This window comes from Methylobacterium crusticola (genome assembly GCF_003574465.1).
Classification (GTDB): domain Bacteria; phylum Pseudomonadota; class Alphaproteobacteria; order Rhizobiales; family Beijerinckiaceae; genus Methylobacterium; species Methylobacterium crusticola.
This window is the reverse complement of the sequence record NZ_KZ984615.1, coordinates 16,633-42,872: the sequence shown is the minus strand read 5'-3', so window position 1 is coordinate 42,872 and position 26,240 is coordinate 16,633. Positions and strand designations below refer to the sequence as shown.

Sequence of the window (26,240 nt, the reverse complement as noted above, 5' to 3'; positions counted from 1 at the left end):
GTGCGGGCCGCCCGGCCCGCCGGCCGGCCGGGCCTCCGCGCCGGCGCCGGCGCCCGCCAGGACGGCGGCGAGCCCGAGCCCGAACAGGTCGCGACGCATGCGTTTCGTGTCCCTCGGCCGGCGCTGCGCTCGTCAAACGCCCGGTCCCCATCCTCGTTCCGCCGGCCCGCCCGGCGCCAGCCGTGGCAGAGTGCGCAGGCCGCCCGCCGCCCGGCGGGCCCCCGGCCGCGCCGGGCGGCCGGGGGCCTACGGAAGTCTCACGACCTAAGTCTCACGACGAATTGTCGATTGGGCCGGATGCCCGCCCTGGCTTAACCATCGGGGCGTCACCGCGGCCCGGTGCCCGATGGCGTCGCCACCCGGGCGCCGGTCCCTGCCGCGTGCACGGGATCCGCGAGGCGGCGGCGGGCCGCCGCCCGGTCCGACACGGCGAGACAAGGCCGTGCGGATCACAAGGCCCGCGCGAGAAGGAGGAAACCCCATGGCAACAGCGACCGCACTCGGGCACGCGAGCGACCCCGCGCGCCCGATGACCCGGGAGGAGAGGCGGGTCATCCTCGCCTCCTCCCTCGGCACCGTCTTCGAGTGGTACGACTTCTACCTCTACGGCTCCCTCGCGGGCATCATCGGCGCCCAGTTCTTCTCGTCCTACCCGCCGGCGACGCGGGACATCTTCGCGCTCCTGGCCTTCGCGGCGGGCTTCCTGGTCCGGCCCTTCGGCGCGCTGGTCTTCGGGCGGGTCGGCGACATCGTCGGGCGCAAGTACACCTTCCTGGTCACGATCCTGATCATGGGCCTGTCGACCTTCATCGTCGGCATCCTGCCCGGGGCCGCCAGCATCGGCATCGCGGCGCCGATCATCCTGATCGTCCTGCGGCTGGCCCAGGGGCTCGCCCTCGGCGGCGAGTACGGCGGGGCCGCCACCTACGTGGCCGAGCACGCGCCGCAGGGACGCCGCGGCTTCTACACGAGCTGGATCCAGACCACGGCGACGCTCGGCCTGTTCCTGTCGCTCATCGTGATCCTGGCGGTGCGCACCTTCACGGGCGAGGCGGCCTTCGCCGAGTGGGGCTGGCGCATCCCGTTCCTGGTCTCGGTGCTGCTCCTCGGCGTCTCGGTCTGGATCCGGATGCAGCTCAGCGAATCCCCGGCCTTCCAGCGCATGAAGGACGAGGGCAAGACCTCGAAGGCCCCCCTCACCGAGGCCTTCGGCCAGTGGCGCAACGCCAAGATCGCCCTCATCGCCCTCATGGGCCTCGTCGCCGGCCAGGGCGTGGTCTGGTACACCGGCCAGTTCTACGCGCTGTTCTTCCTGCAATCGATCCTGAAGGTCGACGGCTACACCGCCAACCTCCTGATCGCCTGGTCGCTGCTGCTCGGGACCGGCTTCTTCGTGGTCTTCGGCTGGCTCTCGGACAAGATCGGCCGCAAGCCCATCATCCTGGCCGGCTGCCTGATCGCGGCGCTCAGCTTCTTCCCGGTCTTCAAGCAGATCACCACCCTGGCGAACCCGAACCTCGAGAAGGCCATCGAGTCCGTGAAGGTCACGGTGGTGGCCGACCCCAAGGAGTGCGGCAACCTGTTCAACCCCATCGGCACCCGGGTGTTCACGGCGCCGTGCGACCTCGCCCGCGACTTCCTGGCGAAGTCCTCGGTGAAGTACGCGACCGAGACGGGCCCGGCGGGCCAGCCGACCGTGGTGCGGGTCAACGGCACCGACGTGCCCTTCGCGCAGGGCACACCGGCGGCCGACTTCAACAAGGCCGCCACCGCCGCCCTCCAGGGCGCCGGCTACCCGAAGGGCGGCGACGCCCAGATCGTGAAGATGTCCCATCCCTTCGACATCTTCCGGCCGCAGGTCGCGGGCGTGGTCGGGCTCCTGTTCGTCCTCGTGCTCTTCGTCACGATGGTGTACGGGCCGATCGCCGCCGCCCTGGTCGAGCTCTTCCCGACCCGCATCCGCTACACCTCGATGTCCCTGCCCTACCACATCGGCAACGGCTGGTTCGGCGGCCTCCTGCCGGCCACCGCCTTCGCGATGGTGGCCCAGACCGGCGACATCTACTACGGCCTCTGGTACCCGATCGTGATCGCGCTGATGACCTTCGTGATCGGGCTCCTGTTCGTGCCCGAGACCAAGGACCGGGACATCTTCAGCGACGAGGGCGAGGTCGCGCGCTGAACGGACGGGCGGCTCCCCCCGCCCGCCGGGGGAGCCGCCGGAGCGCGGCCCCCCGTTCCCGCGGGGGGCCGCCGCCGCGACGACGCACCCCGCGACGACGCAACAAGAGGGCCGGCTCCCCGGGGAGCCGGCCCTCTTGTTGCGTCAGGGCGATGGCGTGGGGGGCGCCGCGTCAGCGGCAGGTGGTCACGCGGCGGACGATCCAGCCCTCGCCGTCGAGCCAGAGCCGCTTGCGCGAGGTGGTGCAGTTGGCGTCGTCGGCGTCCTCGGCGGTGGCCGAGGCCGTCGTGGTGACGTCCCGGGCGGGCGCGCGGCCCGACGTCTTGGCGGGCGCCTTGTCCACCGCGGGGGCCGCCGCCGCCGGATTCTGGGCGCCGCCCGCGAGCGTCAGGCCGGCCGCGAGGGCCAGAAGGGCGAGCAGAGGCAGCCGGGCGCCGGGTCGCGCACGCATGATCGGAATTCCTGTTCGTTGACCGTCGAGCGGGAAAGGCCGGGGAACGGAGCCCGGCGTCGCTCTCTTGCCATGGATAAGTCGCGAGCGCCCGAAGAGTTGCGCCCCACAGGCGTGTCCGTTGCGAAAACGGTAAACACGCGCGGGCAACAGCGAGGTGACATCCCGCACATCGGCGCCGGGCCGTTGCGGGGTCTTCCCCGGGCGATTCCAGCTCGGACGGAGCTGATGATCGTCGGTCAACTGGCGTCCAGTCCGCAGGTTCCCTGCCTCTGGGGCATTTCGTCGATCGGCCAAGCAGAGGAGGCCCTGCGGGGCGGCGAAGCTTGCCCGTGACGGTGCCCGCTTGGCGGGAGCGGCCGCCGACCTGCGGGGGGCACGGGCTCAACCTTCGTCCGCGCGCGCCCGGCGTCCTGGCCCGCGGCCGCGGGGCCGCTCAGGCCGCCGCGAGGCTCCGGCGCGCGGCGAAGCGCTGGACCAGCCAGAGGGTGATCGAGACGTTGAGGAGGTTCCACAGCAGGCCGTTGGCGAAGGCGGCGGAGTAGGAGCCGGCGAGGTCGAAGATCACGCCCGAGAGCCAGCCGCCGAGCGCCATCCCGAACAGGGTCGCCATGATGACGATCCCGACCCGTGCCCCGGCCTCGTGCGCGGGGAAGAGCTCGCGCACGATGATGGCGTAGGCCGGCACGATGCCGCCCTGGAACAGGCCGAACAGGGCCGAGATCACGTAGAGCGAGGTCAGCCCGTCGAAGATCAGGTAGAGGAGCAGCGCCACCCCCTGGAGCACGGAGCCGGCGAGGAGCGTGGCGAGGCCGCCGATCCGGTCGGCGAGGAAGCCCGAGGCCACGCGGCTGACGATGCCGAAGCCGAGCATCAGCGACAGCATCTCGGCGCCCCGCGCCACGCCGTAGCCGAGGTCGCCGCAATAGGCCACGATGTGGACCTGGGGCATCGCCATGGCGACGCAGCAGGCGAGCCCGGCGAGGACGAGCAGGCCCTGCAGGAGGCCCGGCGACAGGCCGAGGGCCGCGCCGCCCGGCCGGCCCGCGGCGGCAGCCCCGGCGGCCTGCGGCGGGCGCCGCCGCATCAGCAGCGCCAGCGGCAGCATGGTGGCGACGCAGAACAGGCCGATGCCCGCCTGCGTGGCGCGCCAGCCGTAGGCCTCGATGGCGCGCTGCACGAGCGGCGGCCAGAGCGTACCCGCGAGGTAGTTGCCGGAGGCGCAGAGCGAGACCGCGATGCCGCGCCGGCGCTCGAACCAGAGCGAGATGTCGGCCATCAGGGGCCCGAAGGCCGCCGCGCTGCCGAGCATCCCGATCAGGAGCCCGTGCGCGAGGGCGAACTGCCACAGGCTCCCGGCGAGGGCCGTCGCGCCGTAGCCGAGCACGAGGCAGAGGCCGCCGAGCACGAGGGGCGCCACGATGCCGAAGCGGTCGGCGAGCCGCCCCATCAGCACGCCCCCGAAGGCGAAGCCCACCATGGTGAGGGTGTAGGGCAGCGCGGCGGCCCCGCGGGCGGCGCCGAACTCCGCCTGCACGGCCGGCAGCACCACGACCACCGACCACATGCCGACGCCCCCGATGGTGGTGAGCAGGACGGAGACGACGAGGCGCCGCCACGCGGCGGCGGAATCCGGCCCGTCGGCGGGCAGAGGGAGGGGCACGGGCGGGGTTTCCTCGATGCGTTCGCTTTTGGCCGGCTCTAGCAGCCGCGCCACCGGGACGGTAGCGGCCGGGGCGCAACCCTCCCCGGCGCGGCGCGGCGTCGCCGGCCGGGACGCGGGGGGCCGGTCTAACCCGCGACGGTGGCCGGGTAGCGGGCCGCGAGGTCGCCGCGCAGGGCCTCGCTCCAGGCCCGGTCGCGGGCGGCCCGCGGCGTCGCCAGCGGCACCTCGGCCACCAGGGTGGCGGGCCGGCCGGAGAGCAGCAGCAGCCGGTCGGCGACCTCGAGCGCCTCCGGGACGTTGTGGGTCACCATCAGCACCGCCGCCCGCCGGGCCCGCGCCGCCCCGAAGACCAGGGCCCGCAGCGAGGCCGCCGCGGCGTCGTCGAGGGACACGAAGGGCTCGTCGAGCACGAGCAGGGTCGGCGCGACCGCGAGCGCGCGCGCCAGCGCCACCCGGCGGGCCATGCCGAGGGACAGGGCCCCCGGGTAGTGCCGCCGCCAGGGCGCGAGGCCGAGCTCCTCGAACAGGACGTCGAGGGCGGCGCGGCGCTCGGCCCGCGGCAGGGACAGGCGCACGTTCTCCTCCACGGTGCGCCAGGGCAGGAGCCGCGGCTCCTGGAACACCATGCCGACCCGCAGGGAGGCCGGATCGGGCACGACGCTGCCCTCGAAATCGCGGTCGAGGCCGAGCAGGATGCGCAGGGTCGTGGTCTTGCCCGCCCCAGAGGGGCCGATCAGGCAGACGGTCTCGCCGGAGCGGACCGTGAAGCTGAGGTCGCGCACCGCCTCGACGGTCGCGGCCCGGGCCGAGCCGTAGGCCTTGCGCCGGATCGCGACCGACAGCGCGACGGCGGCCCGGGCCGCGGCGCCGGGCTCAGCGCCAGCGTCGGGCTCAGCGCCAGCGGCGGACATGGGCGTCGAGGGGCTGGAGCACGAGCGCGTCCACGGCCAGCATCACGGCGCTGAACACGAGGCTGTAGCCGAGGAGCGCCGCGACGTCGAAGAGCTGGAAGTAGTACGAGATGGCGTAGCCGACGCCGTTCGGGCGCCCGAGCAGCTCGACCACCAGCACGATCTTCCAGGCGAGCGACAGCCCCGACCGGGCGGCCGCCACCGCGAAGGGCTCGAGCTGCGGCAGCAGCACGTGGCGCATCCAGGTGCGGCGGTCGTACCGGAAGGCCCGCGCCATCTCCTCCAGGCCCGGGTCGAGGCCCCGGGCGCCCTCCCGCAGGATCACCGCGACGTTCGGCATCTTGTTGAGGGCGACCGCCAGGATCGCGGCGGTCTCGGTCAGGCCGAGCCAGATGTAGGCCAGCACCGTGATCACGAGGGCCGGGGTGTTGAGGAGCACGAGGAGCGGCGTGTCGAGCGCCCGGTCGGCCGCCCGCGAGCGGCCGAGCACGATGCCGAGCACGGCCCCGGTCGCCATGGCGAGGCAGAACGAGGCGGCGACGCGCCAGAGCGTGATGCCCACGTTGGCGAGCAGGTCGCCGGAGCGCGCCTCGCGCAGGATGAACGCCGCCACGGCCTCCGGCGTCGGCAGGGTGCGGACGTCGGTGAAGCGGCTCGCCAGCCACCAGGCCGCCAGCAGCGCGAGGCCGGACAGGAGGCGGGCGGCTACCGCCATGCGGGGCGGGGGCGGGCGGCGGCAGGGTGACCGGCAAGGCCCACCGGGACGAGCCCCGCCCGCCGCGCGGGCCCCGCCCGCCGCACGGGCCCGCGCGGCGGGGGCGCCTCAGCCATTCGCCGCGCCGTCCCAGTACAGCCCGGCCGGCAGCGCCGCGGCGCTGCCCACGAGGCGCTCGCCGCCGAGCCGCGCCAGCACCGCGTAGAGGCGCTCGGCGTCGGCGCGCTCGACCGCGACCGGGCGGCGCGGGATGCCGGCCAGGAACTCCCGCTTGAGCACCGCGAACGTCGCCTCGTCCTCCGCCGCCATCAGCGGCCGCACGGGCGCCCAGGCGGCGGCCTCCGCGGCGAGCCTGTCCTTGGCGCTCCGGGAGGCCCGCGCGAAGGCCGCGACGGCGCCGGGCCGGCGGCGCAGCAGGTCCTCGTCGAAGACGTAGCCGAGGAGCGCGATCGGGCCGGCGACCCCGAAGGCCTCCGCGATCGCGTCGGCCCCGATCAGGCGGCGGAAGCCCTTGGCCTCCAGGCGGGCGCAGAACGTCCAGTAGAGGAGCGCGGCGTCGAGCTCGCCCGTCTCCAGCTTCTGCATCAGCAGCGGCGGGGCCCCGAAGGCGGGCCGCGCCTCGCGCTCCAGGTCGAGCCCGTCCCGGTCGCGCGCCCGCGCCCGCAGGAGGAGCCAGTTCTTGTCGAGGGGGCCGCCCGCGACCCCGATGCGCTTGCCCGCGAGGTCGGCCACCCGGGTCAGGGCGCTGCCCCCGGCCACCATCAGGGCGCCCTCGGTCGAGGAGAAGGGCAGGAACTTCACGGGCCGCCCCTCGGCCCGCAGGCGGGCGGCCCAGAGCAGGTCCGACACGATGGTGTCGACCTGCTCGCCCTGGAAGGCGATGCGGGCGGCGTCGCTTCCGGCGAGGCGCACGCCCTCGAGGGAGAAGCCCTGCGCGGCGTCGAGTCCCCCCGCCTTGATCACCGCCGCCTCCCAGGAGACGGTGCCGAAGGGCAGGAGCCCGACCCGGAGGGCGGCGCCCTCGCCCGCCGCGCCCGCCCCGGCCGCGCCGAGAGACAGCGGCCAGAGCCCGGCCGCCGCCAGCATCCCGCGCCGTGAGAGCATGGCGCACCTCCCTGCCTGCCTGCCGGCGCGCCTGCGCCGGTGTTGCCGGCGCGCCCGCGCCGGTGTTGCCGGTGCTGCCGGCCCGGAGCCCGCCGCATCGGCCCGCGGCGTGCCGTCCCGTCTCAGTTAGGCGGGCCGGGCCGCCGCGTCCACCGCTTGCGCCCCCGCCCGCGACGCCGCACCCTCCGGCGGCCTCACCATCGGGCACCCCTGCCCTGGCGGTCACTTGTACTATGGTCAGATGGAGACGGACGCGATGACGACCCCCAAGGACCCGCTGCTGGACCCCAGTCAGATCGCCGACCGCATCGCCCGCGATCTGCCCGCCTGGCACTACGAGGACGGCTGGATCAAGCGCACCTACAAGACCCACGGCTGGAAGGGCACCCTGATGGTGATCAACACCGTCGGGCACCTCGCCGAGGCCGCCTGGCACCACCCCGACCTCACGGCCTCCTACGCCTGGGTCGAGGTGCGCCTCACCACCCACTCGGCCAAGGGCCTGACCGAGAAGGACCTGGCGCTGGCGCGCAAGATCGAGGAGGTGGTGGGCTGGCAGCCCGGCCTCGAGGGCGGCGCCCTCGAGGGCACCCCGTCCGACCCGCGCTTCGCCTACGTCAAGCACGACCGGTAGCGGTGCCGGGCGGCGCGCACGAGCCGGCGGAGCGCGGGCGCCGCGAGGGGGACGCGGGCGGCCTCGCGGTCCACTCCACGCTGGCGCTCGCGGGGGTCGTCGGGGCGCTGAGGGGCCCGTTCGAGGCCGCCTCGGGCCTCGTCCTGACGGTGGCCTTCGCCCCGACGGCGCTCCTGATGGAGCGGATCGCCGCGGGCGAGCGGCCGGACCTGGCGCTCCTCACCGCGGAGGCCGCCGCGGAGCTCGACGCCCGCGGCCTCCTGCGGGGCGCGCCCCGCCCGCTGGTGCGCTCGTCCCTCGGGATCGCGGCGGCCCCGGGCGGATCCGCGCCCGAGATCGGCTCCCTTCCGGCGCTCGTCCGCTTCCTGCGCGCGGCGCCCTCCATCGCCTACTCGCGCAGCGGGGCGAGCGGCCGGTTCTTCGCCGCCCTCCTCGACCGGCTCGCCCTGCGCGCCGTGGTCGACGCCAAGGCGGTGATCGTGCCGTCGGGCTTCACCGCCGAGCGCGTGGTCTCCGGGGAGGCGGCCTACGCGGTCCAGCAGGTGAGCGAGCTCCTGTTCGTCCCCGGGATCGGGCCCGTCGCGCCCCTGCCGGAGGAGGCCCAGAGCCGGGCCGTGTTCGCGGCCGCCCTGCTCCCGGGGCCCCGCGCCCGGGAGGCGGAGGCCCTCGTCGCCCACCTCACCCATCCGGACCGGGCCGGGGTGCTGGCGGCGTGGGGCCTCCGGCCGGAGCCCGCCGGCTGACGCCGCCCCGCGCGTCCCGGGCCGGGCGCGCGGGGCGCTCCGGCGAGGCCCCGCGGGCGCCTCGGGCCGCCGGGCCCGGCCGCGCTCACGCCGGCTGCGGGACCGGGCTCGCGTCGGCCTCGGCGGCGATCTGGGTCATGTCCGGCGCCGGGCTGTCGAGGACCTGCCGGGCGCGTGCCCGGTCGAGGTCGCCCTCCCAGGCCGCCACCACCACGGTGGCCACGCAGTTGCCGATCAGGTTGCCGAGGGCGCGGGCCATGCCGATGAACCAGTCGACCGAGAGCACCAGCACGAGGCCGATCGCCGGGATCGACGGCACCGCGTTCAGCGTCGCCGCCAGGATGACGATGGCCGAGCCCGGCACGCCGTGCGCCCCCTTCGAGGTCACCAGCGAGACCCCGAGCACGAGGAGCAGGTCCCCGAGCGACAGGGGCGTGCCCGTCGCCTGGGCGATGAACACGACGGCGAGCGTCAGGTAGATCGAGAAGGCGTCGAGGTTGAAGGAGTAGCCGGTGGGCACCACGAGGCCGACCGTCGACTTCTTCACCCCGAGGTACTCCAGCTTGCGCATGATCTGCGGCAGCACGGCATCCGACGAGGCGGTGCCGAGCACGATGGTCAATTCCTCGCGAAGGTAGGCGATGAACTTGACGATGCTGACGCCGGCCAGGCGCATCACCGCGCCGAGGATGACGAACACGAACAGGGCGACCGAGATGTAGTAGAGGATGACGAGCGAGAGCAGCTGCTTGAGCGAGCCGACCCCGTACTTGCCGACCGTGTAGGCCACCGCGCCGAGCACGCCGAGGGGGGCGACGCGCACGATCAGCCCCATGACCTTGAACAGCACGGTCGAGACCGCCTCGATCAGGCCGGTGACCTTCTCGCCCGCCGGGCCGCCGACGAGGGCGAGGCCGACCCCGAACAGGACCGCGAAGAACAGCACCTGCAGCACGTCGTTGCGCGCGAGCGCGTCGAAGGAGGTCGTCGGGATGATGTTGAGGAGGAAGGCCGAGAGGCCGCCGCCCTGGAGCTTGTGGGCGTTGTCGGCGTAGCTGCCGAGCGCCTTGGCGTCGAGCGTCGCGGTGTCGATGTGCATGCCGTGCCCGGGCCCGGCGAGGTAGGCCAGCACGATCCCGAGCGCGAGGGCGACGGTCGTCATCACCTCGAAGTAGACGAGCGCCTTCACGCCGACGCGCCCGACCTTCTTGAGGTCGCCCGCGCCCGCGATGCCGTGCACGACGACGCAGAACACGATCGGCGCGACGATCATCGAGATCAGCTTGAGGAAGGCGTCGCTCAGCACCTTCAGGCCCTGCGCGAAGTCGGGGGCGGCCATGCCGACGGCGACCCCGAGGATCAGCGCGGCGACGACCTGCGCGAAGAGCGATCGGTAGAGCGGGGTCGGGGCTTTGGCGGACGCCGCCGGGGCTGCGATCGAGGCTGACATGGGCACGCGCTCCTGGTCCTTGGGGTCGAGGGGTTCTTGTTGGGATCGACGCGGTTGTTCTTGGGGTCTACGCGGTTGTTCCTGGGGTCGAGGCGGTGACGGGCTTGGGCGGCATTCCCCGGCGGTCTCCCCGGCCCCGGTGCCTCGCCGGGCGGCAGGGGCTCTCGCGGCGGGTCCGGGGCCTCTCGCGTCCCCGGTCAGGCCCCCTCGTCCGGGAGCCGGAGCGCGCGGCGCAGGTTGAGCAGCGGGTCGTCGTCCTTGGCCCGCGTCAGGCCCGCCTCGACGTGGCCGATATGCGCGACCATCAGGTCGGCCGCCCGCGCGAGGTCGCCCGCCGCGAGCAGGTCCGTGATCGCCGCGTGCTCGTCGCAGGACGCGGTCGCGTCGTGGCCCGACTGGTAGAGCGCGGAGATCAGCACCGTGCGGGCGGTGAGGTCGCGCAGGATGTCGGCCAGGATGCGGTTGCCGAACGCCTCCGCGAGGCAGACGTGGAAGTCGCCGAGGAGGAAGCTGCGGGCCTCCGCATCCCCCGCCGCGATGGCGGCGCGCTCGCGCGCGACGTGGTCCCGCAGGGCCCCGACGATTTCGGGCCCGACCGCGTCGACGGTGGCGAGGATGCCCGCCTCGATGGCGCGGCGCGCCTGGAAGGCCTCCTGCGCCTCCTTGAAGGAGGGCTTGATCACGAACCAGCCGCGGCGCGGGCTCACCTGCACGATGCCGCGCGCCTCCAGGCGGATCAGCGCCTCGCGGGCGACCGTGCGCGAGACCGAGAACAGCCTGGCGAGGTCCTGCTCGCCCAGGCGCGCTCCCGGGCCGAGGCGCCCGGAGAGGATCGCGTCCACGACGACGCGGTCGATGGTGGCTGTCGCCGGCTCCACGGCCCGCTCGCTCGTCACGCTTGCATACAAGGCGTGTATGCAGGTCTCCCGGCATGCAGGCGCCGTGCCAACGCTCTCCCGGCCGCCCGTCCGGGCGGCGCCTCGAGAGCCGCCCGTCCGGGCGGCGCCGGCGCCCTCAGGGCTCCGCCCGCACCCGCCGGCACAGGGTCTTCAGGTAGGCGGCGCGGCCGAGGCCCTCGCGCAGGTCGGAGCGGGCGACGATCTCCTGCCAGCCGACGGCGCAGCCGATCTCGTTCGCCACCCGGACCTTGCGCACGTCGGCGGCGGTCGCCTCCGTGCAGTCCTGCACCGGGACCGTCGCGGCGCAGACCAGCACGACCGCCAGGAAGCCGTCCATCGCCGCGATCCCCGCGCCCGGGTCCTCCGAGGACGCCCCGCCCCATCATGGGGCGCACCGGCCGCGCGCCAACCCCGGCCCGCGGGGCTCGCGCGCTTCCCTCGCCCGCATCCCGCGATCCCCCGCCCGAGAGCCCCCGCCCGCCGCGGGGGCCGCGGCGCGCCCGGCCCGCCGCGCGCGCCGTCACACGGCGAGGCGGAGGTCCGGGTCGAAGGTCCTGCCCTCGACCGGGTTCGCCACGCAGCGCGTGCCGTGCAGCACGCGGTCGTGGCCGGCGTGGAAGTGCCCGGAGATCCACAGGTCCGGCCGGTCGCCCGGGGGCAGGTCGGCGAGCATCGTGGTGGCGTAGAAGGCCGGCACCCACCAGGGCACCCCCGGCGCGTCCCGGAAGGCGTCGGCCGCCTCGGCGACGGGCGGGTGGTGGGTGACCGCCACGGTCGGGCCGGGATGGAGCCGGGCCAGGGACGCGGCGAGGCGGGCGCGGTCCGCCGCGTGGGCCGCCATGGCGGCGGCGGGGGTCCAGGGGCGCCCGTCGGCCTGCCGGATCGCCCGGTACTCCCGCGAGCCGGTGGCCGGGTCGGTCATGCGGGCCGCCGCGTCGGCGACCGGGTCCTCCGGCCGGCCCGGCGCGTCGGCCGGGAGCCAGCGCCCGGCGAGCGACCAGTCGCTCCACAGCGTCGCGCCGACGAAGCGCACGCCGGCGATCACCCGGGCGGCCCCCTCGCCGAGGAGGGCGACGCGCTCGCGCCCGGCCCGGCGGTTGATCCGCGCCGCCTCGGCCGCCAGGGCCGCCAGGAGGTCCGGGGCCGTGCGGGGATCGCCCGCCGGGGCGTAGCGCTCGTGGTTGCCCGGCACGAGGATCACCGGCCGCTCGCCCGCGAGCCGCAGGAGCGCCGCCAACCCCCGCTCCGGCTCGCCCTCCCAGACGTCGCCGGCGCAGACGAGGACGTCGAAGGCAGCCGCGGGCGGCGGGACCGCCGCGAGGGCGCGCCGCTCGAGGTGGAGGTCGGAGATCGGGAACAGCCGCACGGCGGCCCTCAGGGCCCGGCCGCCCGCGCGGCCCGGCGCTCGGCGGCGGCGGCCTGCCAGATCTCGCGGGCGGCGTCGGCGTTGAGCGCGGCGATGCCGAGGCCGACCGCGAGGTCGGGCCAGGGCGAGGCCGTCGCCGCCGTGGCGAGCCCCGCCGCCACGATGGCCACGTTGGCGAAGGCGTCGTTGCGGGCCGACAGGAAGGCCGCCCGGGTCAGGCTGCCGCTGCCGCCGCGGTGGCGGGCGAGGATCAGCGCGCAGGCCAGGTTGACGGCGAGCGCCCCGAGCCCCGTGAGGGTCAGGGGCACCGGCGCCGGGGCCACGAAGGCGCCGAGCTTGTCCCAGGCGGTCCAGAGCGCGGCGAGGCCCGGCACCAGCAGGATGCCGGCCATCGCGGCGCCGAGCCGGGCGCGGGCCGCCGGCCGCCAGCCGAGGCCCGCCAGGATCAGCAGGTTGATCGCCGCGTCCTCGAGGAAGTCCACGCTGTCGGCCACGAGGGCGACGGAGCCGATCGCCAGGGCCACCGACGCCTCGATCCCGAAATAGCCGAGGTTGAGCAGGGCGACGGCGCGCACGGCGCGGCGGAGGGCCGGGTCGGGATCGGGCGGATGCAACGGGCGCCTCGCGTCGGGGTCCGGGCCCGTCTATGCCCCGGTTGCGGCCGGGAGGCCAGGGACGAGGCCAAGCACGAGGCCAGGGACGGGGCCAAGCACGAGGCCAAGCACGAGACGGGACGAGGCCGGGCGTCCGGTCGGTCGGACCCGGCCTTTTCGCCACTGGATTCCGACCCCGCTCCCGTGCGAACCCGGGCCGGCCGGTCGCCGTCGACCGTGAGGGGGACACGCCGATGATGCCAGAGCTGCGCGTGCTGTACTTCGAGGACCTGAGCGTCGGCATGTCCGAGACGCTGTCGAAGACCATCGCCTCGTCGGACGTGGTCGGCTTCGCGGAGATCACCGGCGACCGCAACCCGATCCACCTCTCCGAGCACTTCGCCGCCCGCACCCCCTTCGGCACCCGCATCGCCCACGGGCTCTACACGGCGGGCCTGATCTCGGCGGTGCTCGGCACCCGCCTGCCCGGCCCGGGCGCGGTCTACATCAGCCAGAGCCTGAACTTCCGCGCGCCGGTGCGGATCGGCGACACCGTCGACGTCACCGTGGAGGTGGCCGAGCTCGTGCCCGAGCGCCGCCGCGCCCGGCTGATCTGCACCTGCGCGGTCGGCGGCGAGACGGTGCTCGACGGCGAGGCGCTGGTGAAGGTGCCGACCCGGCAGGAGGCCGATCCCCTCGGCGCCCGCAAGGGCTGAGCGGGCCCGGTGGCCGCCCCCGTCGCCATCGACGATCCCGGCGACCCCCGCCTCGCGCCCTACGCGGCGATGCGCGAGCGCGACCTCGTCGGGCGGCGCGGCCGCTTCGTGGCCGAGGGCGAGGTGGTGCTGCGGGTGCTCCTCTCCGGCCGGTCGCGCTTCGGGATCGAGTCCGTGCTCGTCTCCCCCGAGCGCCTGCCCGGGCTGGCGCCGGCGCTCGAGGGCCTCGCGGCCCCGGTCTACGTCGCGCCCCGGGCCGTGATGGGCGCGGTCGCGGGCTTCCCCATCCACCGCGGGGTCCTGGGGATCGGCATCCGGGGAGCGGATCCCGACCCCGACGCCCTGGTGCCGCCCGGCCCGGCCCTGCTCCTCGGCCTCGTCGGCCTGGCCAACCACGACAACGTCGGGGGCCTCTTCCGCAACGCCGCCGCGTTCGGGGCGGACGCCGTGCTGCTCGACGGCGCGACCTGCGACCCCCTCTACCGCAAGGCGATCCGGGTCTCGGCCGGCACGTGCCTCACCGTGCCGTTCGGGCGCGCGGCGACCGGCGCCGCGCTCCTGGACCTCTGCGCGCGCCACGCCCTCGCGCCGGTCGCGCTCACGCCCGGGGGCGACGACATCGCGTCCCTGCCGCCCCTGCCCCGCGCCCTCCTGCTCCTCGGCAGCGAGGGGACCGGCCTGCCCGAGGCCCTGATGGCCCGGGCCCGCCGGGTCGGCATCCCGATGGCGCCCGGGGTCGATTCGCTCAACGTCGCGGCGGCGGGGGCGGTGGCGCTGCACCGGCTCGCGGGCGCGCGCCTCTCCGGGGGGCCGGCGCGCCCGTCGGCGTCATGAGCGGCCCGCCGGCGCACCCCCGCGCGACAAAGAGCGGCAATTGCCGGCCGGCCCCCCCGCACCAAAACTAGGCCGTTGGGGACGGGCCGGGCTCGCGTCCGGTCACGCGCTTTGTCGGGAGTTGAAGCGTTGTTGCAGCCGCGGGATGGATACCGCACCCTGTCGGGACGCCGTGCGGTCGTGGTCGGGGCCGGGCCGGGGGGGCTCGCGGTGGCGTTGCTCCTGGCGCGCGAGGGCGTCCAGGTCACCGTGATCGAGAAGGAGGAGCAGGTCGGCGGCCGCACCCGCACGGTGACGGCGCCGGGCGGCTACCGCTTCGACATCGGGCCGACCTTCTTCCTCTATCCCCGCATCCTGGCCGACATCTTCGAGTCCTGCGGCGAGCGCCTGGAGGACCACCTCGTCCTGGAGCGGCTCGACCCGCAGTACCACATCGTCTTCGAGGGCGGCGGCGAGATCCGGGCGACGCCGGACGTCGCGCGCCTGGAGGCCGAGATCGCCCGCATCGCGCCGGAGGACGCCCGCCACGTCGGCCGCTTCCTCGCCGACAACCGCGCCAAGCTCGCGGCCTTCACGCCGGTGCTGCAGCAGGCCTTCGATTCCCTGCGCAGCCTCGCCTCCCCGGCGATGCTCGCCGCCCTGCCGCTCCTGCGCCCGCACGCCACCGTCGACCGCGACCTGAAGCGCTACTTCAAGGACCCGCGGGTGCGGCTCGCCTTCTCGTTCCAGACCAAGTACCTCGGCATGTCGCCGTTCCGGTGCCCGAGCCTGTTCACCATCCTGAGCTTCCTCGAGTACGAGCACGGGGTCTACCACCCGGTCGGCGGCTGCGGCGCCGTCTCGGAGGCGATGGCGGGCCTCGCCCGCCGCCTCGGCGTCGACATCCGCCTCGGCACCAGCGTCGACCGGGTGCGGTTCGAGGGGACCCGCGCCGTGGGCGTCGAGGTCGGGGGCGAGCGCCTCGACGCCGACGCGGTCGTGATCAACGGCGACTTCGCCAAGGTGGTGCCGGAGATCGTGCCCGAGCGGCACCGGCCGCGCTGGCGCGACCAGAAGGTCGCCAAGGCCCGGCTCTCCTGCTCGACCTTCATGCTCTACCTCGGCATCGAGGGGCGGATGCCCGAGGCGCTCGGCCACCACACCATCCTGCTCGCCGACGATTACCGGCGCAACATCCGGGAGGTGTCGGAGGGCATCCTGCCGATGCAGCCCTCGCTCTACGTCCAGCACGCCGGCTACACGGACGGCGGCATGGCGCCCCCCGGCCACACCAGCCTCTACGTGCTGGTGCCGGTGCCGAACCTGCGCGCCGGCATCGACTGGGCGGCGGTCGGCCCCTCCTTCCGCGCCCTGGTGCTGGAGCGCCTGAAGGCCCTCGGGCTCACCGACATCGCGTCGCGCATCCGCTACGAGCGCATCGTCGACCCGACCCACTGGCGCGACGAGTTCTCGGTCCACGAGGGCGCCACCTTCAACCTCTCGCACGACCTCGGGCAGATGCTCTACTTCCGGCCCCATAACCGGTTCGGCCCGGGGCTCTACCTCGTCGGCGGCGGGACCCATCCGGGCTCCGGGCTGCCGGTGATCTACGAGGGCGCCCGCATCACCGCGCGCCTGATGATCGAGGACCTCGCCCGCCGGCCCCGGGCGGCGGCGGAGCCGGACCACGCCCTCTCGGAGGCCCGGGCCCGCTCCGAATCCCGCACCCTCGGCGAGGCCGGCCCCCTCGGGGAAGCGTCGTGAGGACCGCCCTCGCGCTCCTCGCCCTCGCGGGCCCGGCGGCGGCGGCCTCCGTCACGGTGGACGTCGCGGGCGTGCAGGCGGGGGCCGGCCGCGTCTACGTCGCACTCTGCACCGGATCCCTGGCGGAGGAGGCCTGCCGCATCGGGCAGAGCGGCCCGGCCGCCGGGGAGAGCCTGCGCTTCGCCTTCGCGCAGGTCCCCCCCGGCACCTACGCGGTGGCGGCCTACCAGGACCTCGACGGCGACGGCCGCCTCGGCCGCACGCCCCTCGGCCTGCCGACCGAGCCCTACGGCTTCTCGAACGGGGCCGGCCGGCGCGGCCGCCCCGACTTCGCCGCCGCCGCCTTCCGGGTCGGCGAGCCGGGGACGTCGGCGCGGGTCCGGCTCTCGCGCGCGCTGCCGGCCCGGTGAGCGCCGGGCCCGGCCCGGCGGCCCCCGGGCTCTCCTGCGGCGGGGACTCCTGCGGCGGGGACCCCCGCGGCAATCCGCGAAGCCCTGCTGTCGTGGCGGCATGATGCGGCCCGACCCGGCGGCCATCGTCCGCGACCTCGCCCTCAGCTACCGCGGCGTGATGGTCCTCGACGGCGTCGACCTGACGCTCGCGCGCGGCGCGGCCGTCGCGCTCATCGGCCCCAACGGCGCCGGCAAGACCTCGCTGATGCGGCTCCTCGCCGGGCGCCTCGCCCCGGGCCGCGGCACCGTGCGGGTGGGCGGCGGCGACCCGTTCCGCGAGGCCGCGGCCCGGCGGGCGATCGCCTGGGTGCCCCAGGCGGTCGCCCTCTACCCGCGCCTGACCGTGCGGGAGAACCTGGAGGTCTTCGCCCGCCTCGCCGGCCTGCCGCGGGCGGCGCGCCGCCCCGCCGTCGCCCGCGCCCTCGCGCAGGCGGCCCTCGGCGAGGTCGAGGACCGCCTCGTCGGCGTGCTCTCGGGCGGCTACCAGCGCCGGGCGAACATCGCGGTGGCGCTCCTCGGCGAGCCCGCCCTCGTGCTCCTCGACGAGCCGACGCAGGGCGTCGACCGGGTTGCCCGCGCGGCCATCCACGCGGTGCTCGAGCGCCTGCCCGCCTCCGGCGCCGCGCTCCTCGTCGCCACCCACGATTTCGCCGAGGCCGAGCGCCTCGCCGACCGGGTCGCGGTCCTGCGCGACGGCCGCATCCGCCTCGACGGCCGCCTCACCGACCTGCTCGCGGCCCTGCGGGCGGGACCTCCGGAGCACGAGGTGGCCCTGAGCGACCCCGCCGGCCCGGCCGCGGCCGCGGCCCTGCGCGCCGCCGGCTTCCACCCGGCCGGCGCGCTCACCTGGCGGGCGGGCGACGCGGTCGCGGACGGGCGCGACGGGGCCGCCCTCCTCGCCTCCCTGCGCCAGCACGGCGTGCCGGTGCGCGAGATCCGGGTGCGCGAGCCCGGGCTCGACGCCCTCTACCGCGACGTGGTCGGGCCCGCCCCCGCCGCGGCCCTGGCCGGGGCCGCGCCGTGATCGCCGCGTCCTTCCGGGTGATGCTGCTGAACCTCCTGCGCGACCGGGCCGCCCTCGTCATGGCGTTCGTGCTGCCGACCGTGATCTTCTGCGTCTTCGCGGCGATCTTCTCGGGCGCCATCGGCGACCGCATCCGCCTCCATGTCGGGCTCGTCGACGCGGCGCGGACCCGCACCACCGGGCGGCTCGTCGCCGCGCTCCAGGCCGACCCGGCCCTCCGGGTCGCGATCCTGCACGGCGACCCCGTGGCGGCGGTGCGCCGGGGCGAGGTCGACGTGGCGCTGGTGCTGCGCGCCGACCTCGCCTCCGGCCGGGATTCCGCGGACGCGCCGATCCTCGTGGTGGAGAACCCCGCCCGGGCGCTGGCGACCCCGATCGCCCTCGGCCAGGTGCAGCGGGTGCTCAACGAGGCCCTGCCCGACGTGGTGCTGTCGCGGGTCGTCGCCGACGTCGAGCGCAGCGGCCGGATCGGCCCGGACGAGCGCGCCTTCCTCGACCAGACCTTCGCGGAGAGCCGCGAGCGCCGCGAGGCGTTCTCGTTCGGGGCGCTCGTCGCCCGCACCACCACCGCCGAGGGCGGCGGCAACGACCGCGTCGGCTACTACGCGGGCGCGATCACGGCGGTCTTCCTGCTCTTCGCCGCCATGCAGGGGGCGCTCTCCCTCGTCGAGGAGCGCCAGTCCGGCATCGCCGACCGGCTCGCCGCCGGGCCCGGCGGCCTCGCCGTCGTGGTGGTCGGCAAGTTCCTGTTCCTGGTGCTCCAGGGCACCGCCCAGGGCGCCCTGATCTTCGCCGCCGCGGGAATCCTCTACGGGGTCGCGGTCGGGCCCCGGCTCCTGCCCTGGCTCGTCACCGGGGTGCTCGTCGCCGGCATGGCGGCGGGCCTCGGCCTCGCGGCCTGCGCGGCGGCCCGCACCCGCCAGCAGGCGCACCTCGTCTCGACCTTCGGGGTCCTGCTCCTCTCCGCCGTCGGCGGCAGCATGGTGCCGCGCTTCCTGATGCCGCCCTGGCTCCAGACCCTCGGCTGGCTCACCCCCAACGCCTGGGCGATCGAGGCCTACCAGAACGCGCTCGGCGAGGGCGCGGCCGCGGCCTGGCCGGCCTGGGGCGTGCTCGCCGGCCTCGCCGCCGCGGGGCTCGGGGCCGCGGTGGCCCTGGCGTCCCGGCGGGGAACGTGAGGGAGACGCACGATGCGCAGGACCGCCCGCCTCCGTCCCGGCCGGGTGCCCGAGGGCCTGGCGTCCAGGGGCCCGGCGTCCAGGGGCCCGGCGTCCAAGGGCCCGGCGTCCAAGGGCCTGGCCGCGGCGTGCCTGGCCGCGTTCCTGGCGGCGTGGCCGGGCGCGGCCCGGGCGGACGAGGCCGCGTGGGCGGCCCTGCGGGCGGATGGCGCGGTCGCGATCCTGCGCCACGCCCGCGCCCCCGGCGGCGGCGACCCGCCGGGATTCCGCCTCGGCGACTGCACGACGCAGCGCAACCTCGCGGACGAGGGCCGCGCCCAGGCCCGTCGGATCGGCGCCGCCTTCCGGGCGCGGGGCGTGGCCGTCGGCCGCGTCCTGTCGAGCCGGTGGTGCCGGGCGCTGGAGACCGCCCGCCTCGCCTTCGGGGAGGCGACGCGGGAGGAGCCCACCCTCGACTCGTTCTTCTCCGACCAGGCCGCGGCCGAGCCGCAGACCCGCGCCGTCCGGGAGATCCTCGCGGGCTGGCGGGGCTCGGGCGCCCTCGTGCTGGTGACGCACCAGGTGAACGTCACGGCCCTCACCGGCGCGGTCCCGGCCGAGGGCGAGGTGCTGGTCCTGCGGCCCGGCCCGGGGGGCGCCGCCGTCGTCGGGCGCCTCGTGCCCTGAGGCGCGCGGCCGCGGTCCCTTCGGGGCGGCCGCGGGCCCCGGGGTGCGCGACCCGGTGAAGCGTTGACCCACCCCGCCGGACTCCTAGCTTGACGCAGGGAGGCCGCGGCGCGCCGCGCCCATGGTCCGGGAGTGACGTCGTGATGGCAGGGTCCTCGGTCGCGGTGGTGGGCGGTGGGTTGGGCGGGCTGGCCGCGGCCTGCGTGGCGGCGGCCCGGGGGCACCGGGTCACCCTCTACGACAAGAACGCCTGGCTCGGCGGCAAGGCGGCGGTGCTGCACGAGGGCGGCTTCCGCTTCGACATGGGGCCGACCATCCTCACGGTGCCCCGGGTGCTGGAGCGCATCTTCGCCGAGGCGGGCCGCTCGGTGCACGACTACATGGACCTGCGCCGCCTCGACCCGCAATGGCGCTGCTTCTTCGACGACGGCGGCCGCATCGACCTCCAGGAGGACGTGCCCGCCATGGCGGCCGAGATGGACCGCTTCGCGCCGGGCGCCGGCGCCGGCGAGGGCTACCGGCGCTTCCAGGCCGTGTCCGAGCACCTGCACGGCATCTCGGAGCGGTTCTTCTTCTGGAAGCCGGTCCAGGACCTGTTCGACACCATCAACATCCGGGCGAACATGAACCCCGGCACCCTGCGCGACGTGCTCTCGCTGCGCATGCACGCCTCGGTGGCCAGCACCATCCGGGGCAAGGTCCGGGACGCCCGCCTCGCCCAGATGCTCGACCACTTCGTGCAGTACGTCGGCTCCTCGCCCTACGGCGCGCCGGCGGTGCTCTGCGCCATCGCCCACATGCAGACGGCGGACGGCGTCTGGTACCCGATGGGCGGCACCCGGGCGGTGGCCGAGGGGCTGATGCGGCTCGCCACCGAGCTCGGCGCCACCCTGAAGCCCGACGCCGAGGTCGAGGGCGTCGCGGTCGAGGACGGCGCCGTCAAGGGCCTGCGCACCCGCGACGGCCTCGTCGCCTACGACCGGGTGATCTCGAACATGGACGCGGTGCGCACCTACCGCGAGCTCGTCGGCGGCCCGGTCGGCCGCGCCTACGAGAAGCGCAGCTTCGAGCCCGCCTGCTCGGGCGTGGTGCTCTACCTCGGCTTGAACAAGCGCTACGACCACCTCGCCCACCACGATTTCGTGTTCTCGCGCGACCCGGAGGAGGAGTTCGACGCGATCTACCGCCGGGGCGAGCCGGCCCCCGACCCGACCGCCTACCTGGCCGCCCCGAGCGCCACCGACCCCTCGGTGGCCCCGGAGGGCGGCGAGGCGCTCTACGTGCTGGTCCACACCCCCTACCTGCGCCCCCACCACGACTGGTCCAGGATGCTGCCGGCCTACCGGCAGACGATCCTCGACAAGCTCAAGCGCACCGCCGGCATGCCCGACCTCGAGGAGCGCATCGTGGTCGAGCGCCACCTCACGCCCGCCGACATCCACGCCCGCTACAGGGTGCTCAACGGCGCGATCTACGGGCTCGCCTCCCACGGCCGCATCATGGGGGCGTTCAAGCCCGGCAACCGCTCGCGCGAGGTGCGCGGGCTCTACCTCGCGGGCGGCGCCGCCCATCCGGGGCCCGGCATGCCCATGGTGATGATGTCGGGCTGGATCGCCGCCGACGCCCTCGACCAGGACGCGCGGGGCGAGACCGCCGGCGAGGCGCTGCGGGCCGCCTCGTGAGGGGCGCCCCGCGCGGCCTCGCGCGGGGCGCGCCGCCCCGCGCCGGAATCGACGACCCGGTCGAGGCCCGGTCCCCCCTCGTCTGGCGCTTCATGGGGCTCTACTTCGCGCGCTACCTGCGCCGGCACATGAACGCCCTGCGGGTGCCCGCCTGGGGCCTGCCGCCGGCGGCCCCCGCCGGCCCGGTGGTGGTCTACTGCAACCATCCGGCCTGGTGGGACGCGGCCGTCATCATCCTGCTCGGGCACCGCTTCTTCCCGCGGGCCGAGAGCTACGCGCCCTTCGACGCGGCCATGCTGGCGCGCTACCGCATCTTCGCCCGCATGGGGGCCTTCGGGGTCGACCTCGCGAGCCCCCGCGGGGCGGCCGCGTTCCTGGCCGCCTCGCGCCGGATCCTCGCGCGGCCCGCCCCGGTCCTGTGGATCACCGCGCAGGGCCGCTTCAGCGACGTGCGCGACCGGCCCCTCGGCCTGCGCCCCGGCGTCGCCCGCCTGCCCGAGATCGCCCCCGGCGCGCTCTTCGTGCCGCTCGCCCTCGAGTACGCGTTCTGGGACGAGCGCGGGGCGGAGGCCTTCGCGGCCTTCGGGGCCGGGATCCCGGGGGCCGACCTCCTGGCCCTGCCGCGCCCGGACCGCCTCGCGCGCCTCGAGGCCGACCTGACCCGCGCCGTCGACCGCCTCGGCGCCGACGTGCGCAGCCGCGATCCCGCCCGCTTCGCCTCCCTGCTGGAGGGGCGGCGGGGCGTCGGGGGCGTCTACGATGCCTGGCGCCGGCTGGCGGCGGGGCTCACCGGGCGGTCCTTCGAGCCCGGGCACGGCAAGGGCCTGCCCTCGTGACCCTGCTGGCCCTCGCGGCCCTCCTCCTCGCCCTCCTGCCGGCCGCCCTGGCACTCGCGAACCTCGTCGCCCTTCGGCCGCCCCGGAGGGCGCCCGCAGGGCCGGACCCCGACGGGACCGTCTCGATCCTGATCCCGGCCCGCAACGAGGCCGCCAATCTCGGCCCGACCCTGGCGGCGGCCTGCGCCAGCACCGGCGTCGCCGTGGAGGTGATCGTCGCCGACGACCACTCGACCGACGCGACCCCCGCCCTCGTGGCGGAGCACGCCGCCCGGGACCCGCGCCTGCGGCTGATCGCGGTGCCGCCCCTGCCGCCGGGCTGGACCGGCAAGAACCACGCCTGCCACGTCCTGGCCGAGGCCGCGGCGGGGCGCTACCTGCTGTTCGTCGACGCCGACGTGCGCCTCGAGGCCGGCGCCGCCGCGGCGCTCGCGGCCGCCGCGCGGGCGCGGGGCGCGGCCCTCGTCAGCGGCGTGCCGCGCCAGGTCACCGGCAGCCTCGGCGAGCGCCTGACCGTGCCGATGATCAACCTCCTCCTCCTCGGCTACCTGCCGGTCCCGCTGATGCGGCGCCTGCGCGACCCGGCCCTCGGCGCGGCCTGCGGCCAGCTCGTCCTCGTGGAGGCGGGCGCCTACCGGGCCGCCGGCGGCCACGGCGCGATCCGGGCGAGCCTGCACGACGGCGTGCAGCTGCCCCGGGCGTTCCGGCGCGCGGGCCTCGCGACCGACCTCGTCGCCGGGGCCGGGCTCGCCACCTGCCGCATGTACACCGCCTTCGGGCAGGCCTGGGCGGGCTTCTCGAAGAACGCCCACGAGGGCCTGGCGACCCCGCGCGCCCTCCCGGTCTGGACCCTGCTCCTCGGCGGCGGCCACGTCCTGCCGCCGCTCCTCGTCCTGGCGGCCCTCGCGGGCGCCGGCAGCCTCCCGCTCGCCTCCGGGAGCCTCGCCCTCTCCCTCGCCACCCGGGCGGCCATCACGCTCGCCACCCGCGAGGACCCGCGCACGATCCTGCTGCACCCCGTCACCGTGGCGCTGGCGCTCGCCCTGCAGTGGAACGCCCTGCTGCGGCCGCGCCGGGCCGGCGTCGCGACCTGGAAGGGCCGCACCTACCCGGCGGCCTGACGGAGCCCGGCCGCCGGCCGCGCTCCGTCAGGCCGCCCCCCGCGAGGACACCCCCATGACCGAGATCTGGCAGCTCGACGGCACGGCGATCCTGGGACGCTATCGCGACCGCTCGCTCTCGCCCCGGGAGGTGGTCGGCGACGCCCTCGCGCGCGTCGCCCGGCACGGCCCCGACCTCGGCGCCTTCGTGCTCGTCGACGGGGAGGCGGCCCTCGCGGCGGCCGCGGCGTCGGAGGCGCGCTGGGCCGCGGGCCGGCCGTGCGGCCCCCTCGACGGCCTGCCCTTCACCGTCAAGGACAACATCGCCTGGGCCGGCCACCCGATGCGGCGCGGCTCGCCCACCACCGCGGAGGCGCCCCTCGCCGAGAGCGCGCCCGCGGTGGACCGCCTCGTCGAGGCCGGGGCGATCCCGGTCGCCAAGACCACGATGCCGGAATTCGGCTGGAAGGGCCTCGGCGACTCGACGCTCACCGGCGCGGCCCGCAACCCCTGGGACACGCGCCTCACCACGGGCGGCTCCTCGGCCGGGGCGGCCGCGGCGGCGGCCCTCAACCTCGGCCTCCTGCACATCGGCACCGACGGCGCCGGCTCGATCCGCATCCCGGCCTCGTTCTGCGGCGTCTACGGCCTCAAGCCCAGCTACGGCCGGGTCCCGGCCTACCCGCCCTCGCCCTTCGGCCCGGTGGCCCATCTCGGCCCGATCACCCGCGGGGTCCGGGACGCCGCCCTGATGCTCCGGGCCATGGCCCGGCCCGACGCCCGCGACATGGCGGCCAGCCTCGCCGAGCCGCCCGATTACGACGCCGGCCTCGAGGACGGCGTGCGCGGGCTGCGCATCGCCTGGAGCCCGCGCCTCGGCTACGCCGGGACCGTGGACCCGGAGGTGGCGCGCCTGACCGAGGCCGCCGCCCGGGCCTTCGCGGAGCTCGGCGCCACGGTGGAGGAGGCCGATCCCGGCTTCCCCGACCCGGTCGAGACCCTGAACGGGATCTGGCTCGTGGGGGCCTGGTGCGTGCTGCGGGGCATCCCGGAGGCCCGCCGCGCCGAGGTCGAGCCGGCCCTGCGCGAGGCGGCCGAGCGCGGCCGGCGGATCGAGACCCCCGACTTCGTCGCGGCCCTCACCGCCCGCGGCGCGCTGTTCACCGCGATGGCGCGGTTCCACGCCACCTACGACCTGCTCCTGACCCCGACCGTCGCCACGCCCGCCATCCCGACCGGCCACCTCACCCCGCCGGACGGGCGCTTCGGCCAGGACTGGCTCGGCTGGACGCCGTTCTCCTACCCCTTCAACCTCACCGGCCAGCCGGCCGCGACGGTGCCGTGCGGGCTGGATGCGGCCGGGCTGCCGGTGGGCCTGCAGATCGTCGGCCCGATGGGGGCGGATGCCGGCGTGCTGCGCGCCTCGCGGGCCTTCGAGGCGGCCCGGCCCTGGCCCGTCCTCGACGCGCCCCGGGTGAGGCACCGTCCCTGACCGGGGCGGGAGGAACGCCTGTCGGGGGCCGGCGTTTGGCTGCCGGACAGGAGTTTTTCATGAAGCTCGACAATAAGATAGCCCTGGTGACGGGCGCCGATTCCGGCATCGGGCAGGCCATCGCGGCGGTGTTCGCCGAGGCCGGGGCGGACGTCTGCATCACCTACCACACCGACGCCGAGGGCGCGGCCGAGACGCGCCGGCGGGTCGAGGCGGCCGGGCGCCGGGCCCTGGTGGCCCAGCTCGACGTGCGCGACGCCGCCGCCGTCGACGCCCTCGTGCGGCGCGTCGAGGCCGAGCTCGGCACCCTCGACGTCCTCGTCAACAACGCCGGCAAGGGCATGGGCGCGCGCACGCCGGTCGCGTCGCTGCCCGAGGACCAGCTCGACGTGATCCTCGACACCAACCTGAAGGGCCCCCTGCACTGCGCCCGCGCCTTCGTGGCCCTGCGCAAGCGGCGCGGCGGGGGCGGGCGCATCGTCAACGTCTCGTCGGTGGCCCAGCACCTGCCGACCGCCGGCTCCGCGCCCTACGGCATGGCCAAGGCCGGTCTCGGCTCCCTCACCCGCAGCCTCGCGGTCGAGGTCGCGCCCGACCGGATCAACGTGAACGGCATCGCGCCCGGCCTGATCCAGACCCCGATGACGCAGGACCGCCTGGACGACCCCGGGAAGCGGGACGCCTCGATGCGGGAGATCCCCTGGCACCGGCCCGGGCAGCCGGTGGAGATCGCCCGCCTGGCGCTGTTCCTCGCCTCCGACCACGGCGACTACGTCACCGGCCAGACCTGGACCATGGACGGCGGCCTCACCATGAACTGGGGCGGGGCCTGAAGGGGCGCCCGGGCCCCGGCGACGTCACAGGCGACGCAGCCAGAGCGGCCAGTCGGGGTGGTGGAACAGCGTGCGCGCCCGCCGGTGCTTCCAGGTCCCGTACTTGCAGTAGTCGAAGTCCAGGGTGGACACGGCCTCCTGGATCATCGCCCAGGTCGCCCATTTGAGGTCGGCGAGCGCCCGCAGCACGGCGATGCGGGCCTCGATCCGGCGGTCGAGGCGGCCGAAATACGCCTCGATCATCTCGCGCTCGACGGCCTCCGGAAACGCCATCTCGGTGAACCAGAGGGCGAGTTCGTAGGCGCGCTCGTTGTTCGAGGCGTACTCGAAATCGACCAGGATCACCCGGTCGGCCTCGTCGATGAGGAAGTTGCCCGCGAGCGTGTCGTTCATGCAGGGCACGAGGTCGAGGCCGGAGGCGAGGAGCGCCGCCTTCGCCTCGGCGCAGCAGCGCATCAGGTGCGCGCTGTCCGCCGGCACCCGCCCGCCCACCTGCGCGACCTGCGCGACGTGCTCCTCGATCATGTCGAAGATCGTCTTCGTCAGCCCCAGGGCCGGCGCGTCGTTGAAGGCCCTGAGCGCCCGCACGGCGTTGCCGCGCACGGCCGGGCGCAGGAAGTCGAGGTTCTGGGAGGCCCGGAAGCCGTCCGCGAAGGCGAAGATCTCGACGCCCGCCTCGGGCAGGAAGTCGACCACCGCGACCCCGAACCCGCAATCCTGCGCCCGGCGGCTCGCGTCGTGGGCGGCCGCGCGGGCGATGAACATCTCGGTGCCGCGCCCCGGGACCTTGAGGAAGCAGTCCCCCGCCTCCCCGCTATCGATGCGCCAGTTCGTGTTGCTGATGCCGCCCGGGACCGGGTGGTAGCGCAGGGGCCGCCCCTGCCAGCGCCCGATCCCGGCGAGGATCGCCTCGAGGGCGCGCTCGCTCTCGCTCGCAGCCTCGCCCACGCGTTTCCAGCCCATCGCAGGT

The 26,240-nt window shown here is 75.9% G+C and carries 26 protein-coding genes; 15 read left to right on the top strand and 11 right to left on the bottom strand.

Annotated features, from left to right (window positions below; all coding sequences use genetic code 11):
* The first annotated feature begins 481 nt into the window (after positions 1-481).
* On the top strand, positions 482-2,182 hold the full coding sequence (locus DT057_RS01295; RefSeq protein WP_128560319.1) for an MFS transporter: 1,701 nt from the start codon (positions 482-484) through the stop codon (positions 2,180-2,182).
* A gap of 172 nt (positions 2,183-2,354) precedes the next feature.
* On the opposite strand, the gene DT057_RS01290 is transcribed toward DT057_RS01295, so the two are convergent.
* The 5 genes from DT057_RS01290 to DT057_RS01270 form a co-directional block, all read right to left on the bottom strand.
* Positions 2,355-2,633: a hypothetical protein gene (locus DT057_RS01290; protein ID WP_128560318.1), complete on the bottom strand. Its 279-nt coding sequence runs from the start codon at positions 2,631-2,633 to the stop codon at positions 2,355-2,357.
* 436 nt (positions 2,634-3,069) lie between these two features.
* Positions 3,070-4,296, bottom strand: a complete 1,227-nt coding sequence (locus tag DT057_RS01285; RefSeq protein WP_128560317.1) for an MFS transporter — start codon at positions 4,294-4,296, stop codon at positions 3,070-3,072.
* A 128-nt stretch (positions 4,297-4,424) separates the two neighbouring features.
* Positions 4,425-5,210 carry an ATP-binding cassette domain-containing protein gene (locus DT057_RS01280; protein WP_128560316.1) on the bottom strand — a complete coding sequence of 262 codons (786 nt, stop codon included), beginning with the start codon at positions 5,208-5,210 and terminating at the stop codon, positions 4,425-4,427.
* Entirely contained in the window at positions 5,191-5,925 is a 735-nt protein-coding gene (locus DT057_RS01275; protein ID WP_128560315.1) for an ABC transporter permease, read from the bottom strand. The genes DT057_RS01280 and DT057_RS01275 overlap by 20 nt, the downstream gene beginning before the upstream one ends.
* Positions 5,926-6,033: 108 nt before the next feature.
* Positions 6,034-7,029: an ABC transporter substrate-binding protein gene (locus DT057_RS01270; protein ID WP_128560314.1), complete on the bottom strand. Its 996-nt coding sequence runs from the start codon at positions 7,027-7,029 to the stop codon at positions 6,034-6,036.
* Between the two features lie 256 nt (positions 7,030-7,285).
* Between DT057_RS01270 and DT057_RS01265 the strand changes: the two genes are divergently transcribed.
* Both DT057_RS01265 and DT057_RS01260 read left to right on the top strand, forming a co-directional pair.
* Complete coding sequence (locus tag DT057_RS01265) at positions 7,286-7,663, top strand: 4a-hydroxytetrahydrobiopterin dehydratase (protein WP_128560313.1); 378 nt, start codon at positions 7,286-7,288, stop codon at positions 7,661-7,663.
* Positions 7,664-7,665: 2 nt separating this feature from the next.
* Positions 7,666-8,406, top strand: a complete 741-nt coding sequence (locus tag DT057_RS01260) for a molybdate ABC transporter substrate-binding protein (RefSeq protein WP_162501285.1) — start codon at positions 7,666-7,668, stop codon at positions 8,404-8,406.
* Positions 8,407-8,491: 85 nt separating this feature from the next.
* Here DT057_RS01260 and DT057_RS01255 read toward each other — a convergent pair whose 3' ends face one another.
* From DT057_RS01255 to DT057_RS01235, 5 genes are all read right to left on the bottom strand, one after another.
* Entirely contained in the window at positions 8,492-9,856 is a 1,365-nt protein-coding gene (locus tag DT057_RS01255) for a dicarboxylate/amino acid:cation symporter (RefSeq protein WP_128560312.1), read from the bottom strand.
* Positions 9,857-10,053: 197 nt separating this feature from the next.
* Entirely contained in the window at positions 10,054-10,734 is a 681-nt protein-coding gene (locus DT057_RS01250; protein WP_238312985.1) for a GntR family transcriptional regulator, read from the bottom strand.
* 136 nt (positions 10,735-10,870) lie between these two features.
* Positions 10,871-11,092 carry a hypothetical protein gene (locus DT057_RS01245; protein ID WP_128560310.1) on the bottom strand — a complete coding sequence of 74 codons (222 nt, stop codon included), beginning with the start codon at positions 11,090-11,092 and terminating at the stop codon, positions 10,871-10,873.
* A 183-nt stretch (positions 11,093-11,275) separates the two neighbouring features.
* Positions 11,276-12,121 (bottom strand): metallophosphoesterase, encoded by an 846-nt coding sequence (locus DT057_RS01240; protein ID WP_128560309.1) that lies wholly within the window; start codon positions 12,119-12,121, stop codon positions 11,276-11,278.
* An 8-nt stretch (positions 12,122-12,129) separates the two neighbouring features.
* Positions 12,130-12,735 (bottom strand): cation efflux transmembrane domain-containing protein, encoded by a 606-nt coding sequence (locus DT057_RS01235; RefSeq protein ID WP_128560308.1) that lies wholly within the window; start codon positions 12,733-12,735, stop codon positions 12,130-12,132.
* Positions 12,736-12,968: 233 nt separating this feature from the next.
* Between DT057_RS01235 and croR the strand changes: the two genes are divergently transcribed.
* The 12 genes from croR (at position 12,969) to DT057_RS01175 (ending at position 25,270) form a co-directional block, all read left to right on the top strand.
* The gene (gene croR / locus DT057_RS01230; RefSeq protein WP_128560307.1) at positions 12,969-13,430 is read left to right on the top strand and encodes a 3-hydroxybutyryl-CoA dehydratase; all 462 of its coding nucleotides are present in this window, start codon (positions 12,969-12,971) and stop codon (positions 13,428-13,430) included.
* 9 nt (positions 13,431-13,439) lie between these two features.
* Entirely contained in the window at positions 13,440-14,264 is an 825-nt protein-coding gene (locus DT057_RS01225; RefSeq protein WP_128560306.1) for a TrmH family RNA methyltransferase, read from the top strand.
* Positions 14,265-14,393: 129 nt separating this feature from the next.
* Complete coding sequence (gene crtI / locus DT057_RS01220; RefSeq protein ID WP_128560305.1) at positions 14,394-16,007, top strand: phytoene desaturase family protein; 1,614 nt, start codon at positions 14,394-14,396, stop codon at positions 16,005-16,007.
* Positions 16,004-16,417, top strand: coding sequence for a DUF2141 domain-containing protein (locus DT057_RS01215; RefSeq protein ID WP_128560304.1), 414 nt, complete (start codon positions 16,004-16,006; stop codon positions 16,415-16,417). Before crtI ends, DT057_RS01215 begins: the two co-directional genes overlap by 4 nt.
* A 100-nt stretch (positions 16,418-16,517) precedes the next feature.
* On the top strand, positions 16,518-17,483 hold the full coding sequence (locus DT057_RS01210; protein WP_128560303.1) for an ABC transporter ATP-binding protein: 966 nt from the start codon (positions 16,518-16,520) through the stop codon (positions 17,481-17,483).
* On the top strand, positions 17,480-18,661 hold the full coding sequence (locus DT057_RS01205) for an ABC transporter permease (RefSeq protein ID WP_128560302.1): 1,182 nt from the start codon (positions 17,480-17,482) through the stop codon (positions 18,659-18,661). The genes DT057_RS01210 and DT057_RS01205 overlap by 4 nt, the downstream gene beginning before the upstream one ends.
* 12 nt (positions 18,662-18,673) lie before the next feature.
* Positions 18,674-19,327, top strand: a complete 654-nt coding sequence (locus DT057_RS01200; RefSeq protein WP_128560301.1) for a histidine phosphatase family protein — start codon at positions 18,674-18,676, stop codon at positions 19,325-19,327.
* 143 nt (positions 19,328-19,470) lie between these two features.
* Positions 19,471-21,009, top strand: a complete 1,539-nt coding sequence (locus tag DT057_RS01195) for a phytoene desaturase family protein (RefSeq protein ID WP_407068077.1) — start codon at positions 19,471-19,473, stop codon at positions 21,007-21,009.
* 92 nt (positions 21,010-21,101) lie between these two features.
* Positions 21,102-21,845, top strand: coding sequence for a lysophospholipid acyltransferase family protein (locus DT057_RS01190; protein ID WP_128560321.1), 744 nt, complete (start codon positions 21,102-21,104; stop codon positions 21,843-21,845).
* Complete coding sequence (locus DT057_RS01185) at positions 21,842-22,966, top strand: glycosyltransferase family 2 protein (protein ID WP_128560299.1); 1,125 nt, start codon at positions 21,842-21,844, stop codon at positions 22,964-22,966. Before DT057_RS01190 ends, DT057_RS01185 begins: the two co-directional genes overlap by 4 nt.
* Before the next feature lie 55 nt (positions 22,967-23,021).
* Positions 23,022-24,437 carry an amidase gene (locus DT057_RS01180; protein WP_128560298.1) on the top strand — a complete coding sequence of 472 codons (1,416 nt, stop codon included), beginning with the start codon at positions 23,022-23,024 and terminating at the stop codon, positions 24,435-24,437.
* Positions 24,438-24,496: 59 nt separating this feature from the next.
* Positions 24,497-25,270, top strand: coding sequence for an SDR family NAD(P)-dependent oxidoreductase (locus DT057_RS01175; protein ID WP_128560297.1), 774 nt, complete (start codon positions 24,497-24,499; stop codon positions 25,268-25,270).
* Positions 25,271-25,294: 24 nt separating this feature from the next.
* Here the strand turns inward: DT057_RS01175 and DT057_RS01170 are convergent, their stop codons facing one another.
* Positions 25,295-26,233, bottom strand: a complete 939-nt coding sequence (locus DT057_RS01170; RefSeq protein WP_128560296.1) for a choline kinase family protein — start codon at positions 26,231-26,233, stop codon at positions 25,295-25,297.
* Positions 26,234-26,240 lie beyond the last annotated feature (7 nt).

Bases quoted from the DNA above. Each gene is read 5' to 3' on its own strand.
- DT057_RS01190 (WP_128560321.1), top strand. From the start codon at position 21,102: ATGGGGCTCTACTTCGCGCGCTACCTGCGCCGGCACATGAACGCCCTG.
- DT057_RS01170 (WP_128560296.1), bottom strand. From the start codon at position 26,233: ATGGGCTGGAAACGCGTGGGCGAGGCTGCGAGCGAGAGCGAGCGCGCC.
- DT057_RS01180 (WP_128560298.1), top strand. From the start codon at position 23,022: ATGACCGAGATCTGGCAGCTCGACGGCACGGCGATCCTGGGACGCTAT.
- DT057_RS01265 (WP_128560313.1), top strand. From the start codon at position 7,286: ATGACGACCCCCAAGGACCCGCTGCTGGACCCCAGTCAGATCGCCGAC.
- DT057_RS01245 (WP_128560310.1), bottom strand. From the start codon at position 11,092: ATGGACGGCTTCCTGGCGGTCGTGCTGGTCTGCGCCGCGACGGTCCCG.
- DT057_RS01195 (WP_407068077.1), top strand. From the start codon at position 19,471: ATGGCAGGGTCCTCGGTCGCGGTGGTGGGCGGTGGGTTGGGCGGGCTG.
- DT057_RS01270 (WP_128560314.1), bottom strand. From the start codon at position 7,029: ATGCTCTCACGGCGCGGGATGCTGGCGGCGGCCGGGCTCTGGCCGCTG.
- DT057_RS01210 (WP_128560303.1), top strand. From the start codon at position 16,518: ATGATGCGGCCCGACCCGGCGGCCATCGTCCGCGACCTCGCCCTCAGC.
- DT057_RS01290 (WP_128560318.1), bottom strand. From the start codon at position 2,633: ATGCGTGCGCGACCCGGCGCCCGGCTGCCTCTGCTCGCCCTTCTGGCC.
- DT057_RS01295 (WP_128560319.1), top strand. From the start codon at position 482: ATGGCAACAGCGACCGCACTCGGGCACGCGAGCGACCCCGCGCGCCCG.
- DT057_RS01200 (WP_128560301.1), top strand. From the start codon at position 18,674: ATGCGCAGGACCGCCCGCCTCCGTCCCGGCCGGGTGCCCGAGGGCCTG.
- croR (WP_128560307.1), top strand. From the start codon at position 12,969: ATGATGCCAGAGCTGCGCGTGCTGTACTTCGAGGACCTGAGCGTCGGC.
- DT057_RS01275 (WP_128560315.1), bottom strand. From the start codon at position 5,925: ATGGCGGTAGCCGCCCGCCTCCTGTCCGGCCTCGCGCTGCTGGCGGCC.
- DT057_RS01255 (WP_128560312.1), bottom strand. From the start codon at position 9,856: ATGTCAGCCTCGATCGCAGCCCCGGCGGCGTCCGCCAAAGCCCCGACC.
- DT057_RS01280 (WP_128560316.1), bottom strand. From the start codon at position 5,210: ATGTCCGCCGCTGGCGCTGAGCCCGACGCTGGCGCTGAGCCCGGCGCC.
- DT057_RS01175 (WP_128560297.1), top strand. From the start codon at position 24,497: ATGAAGCTCGACAATAAGATAGCCCTGGTGACGGGCGCCGATTCCGGC.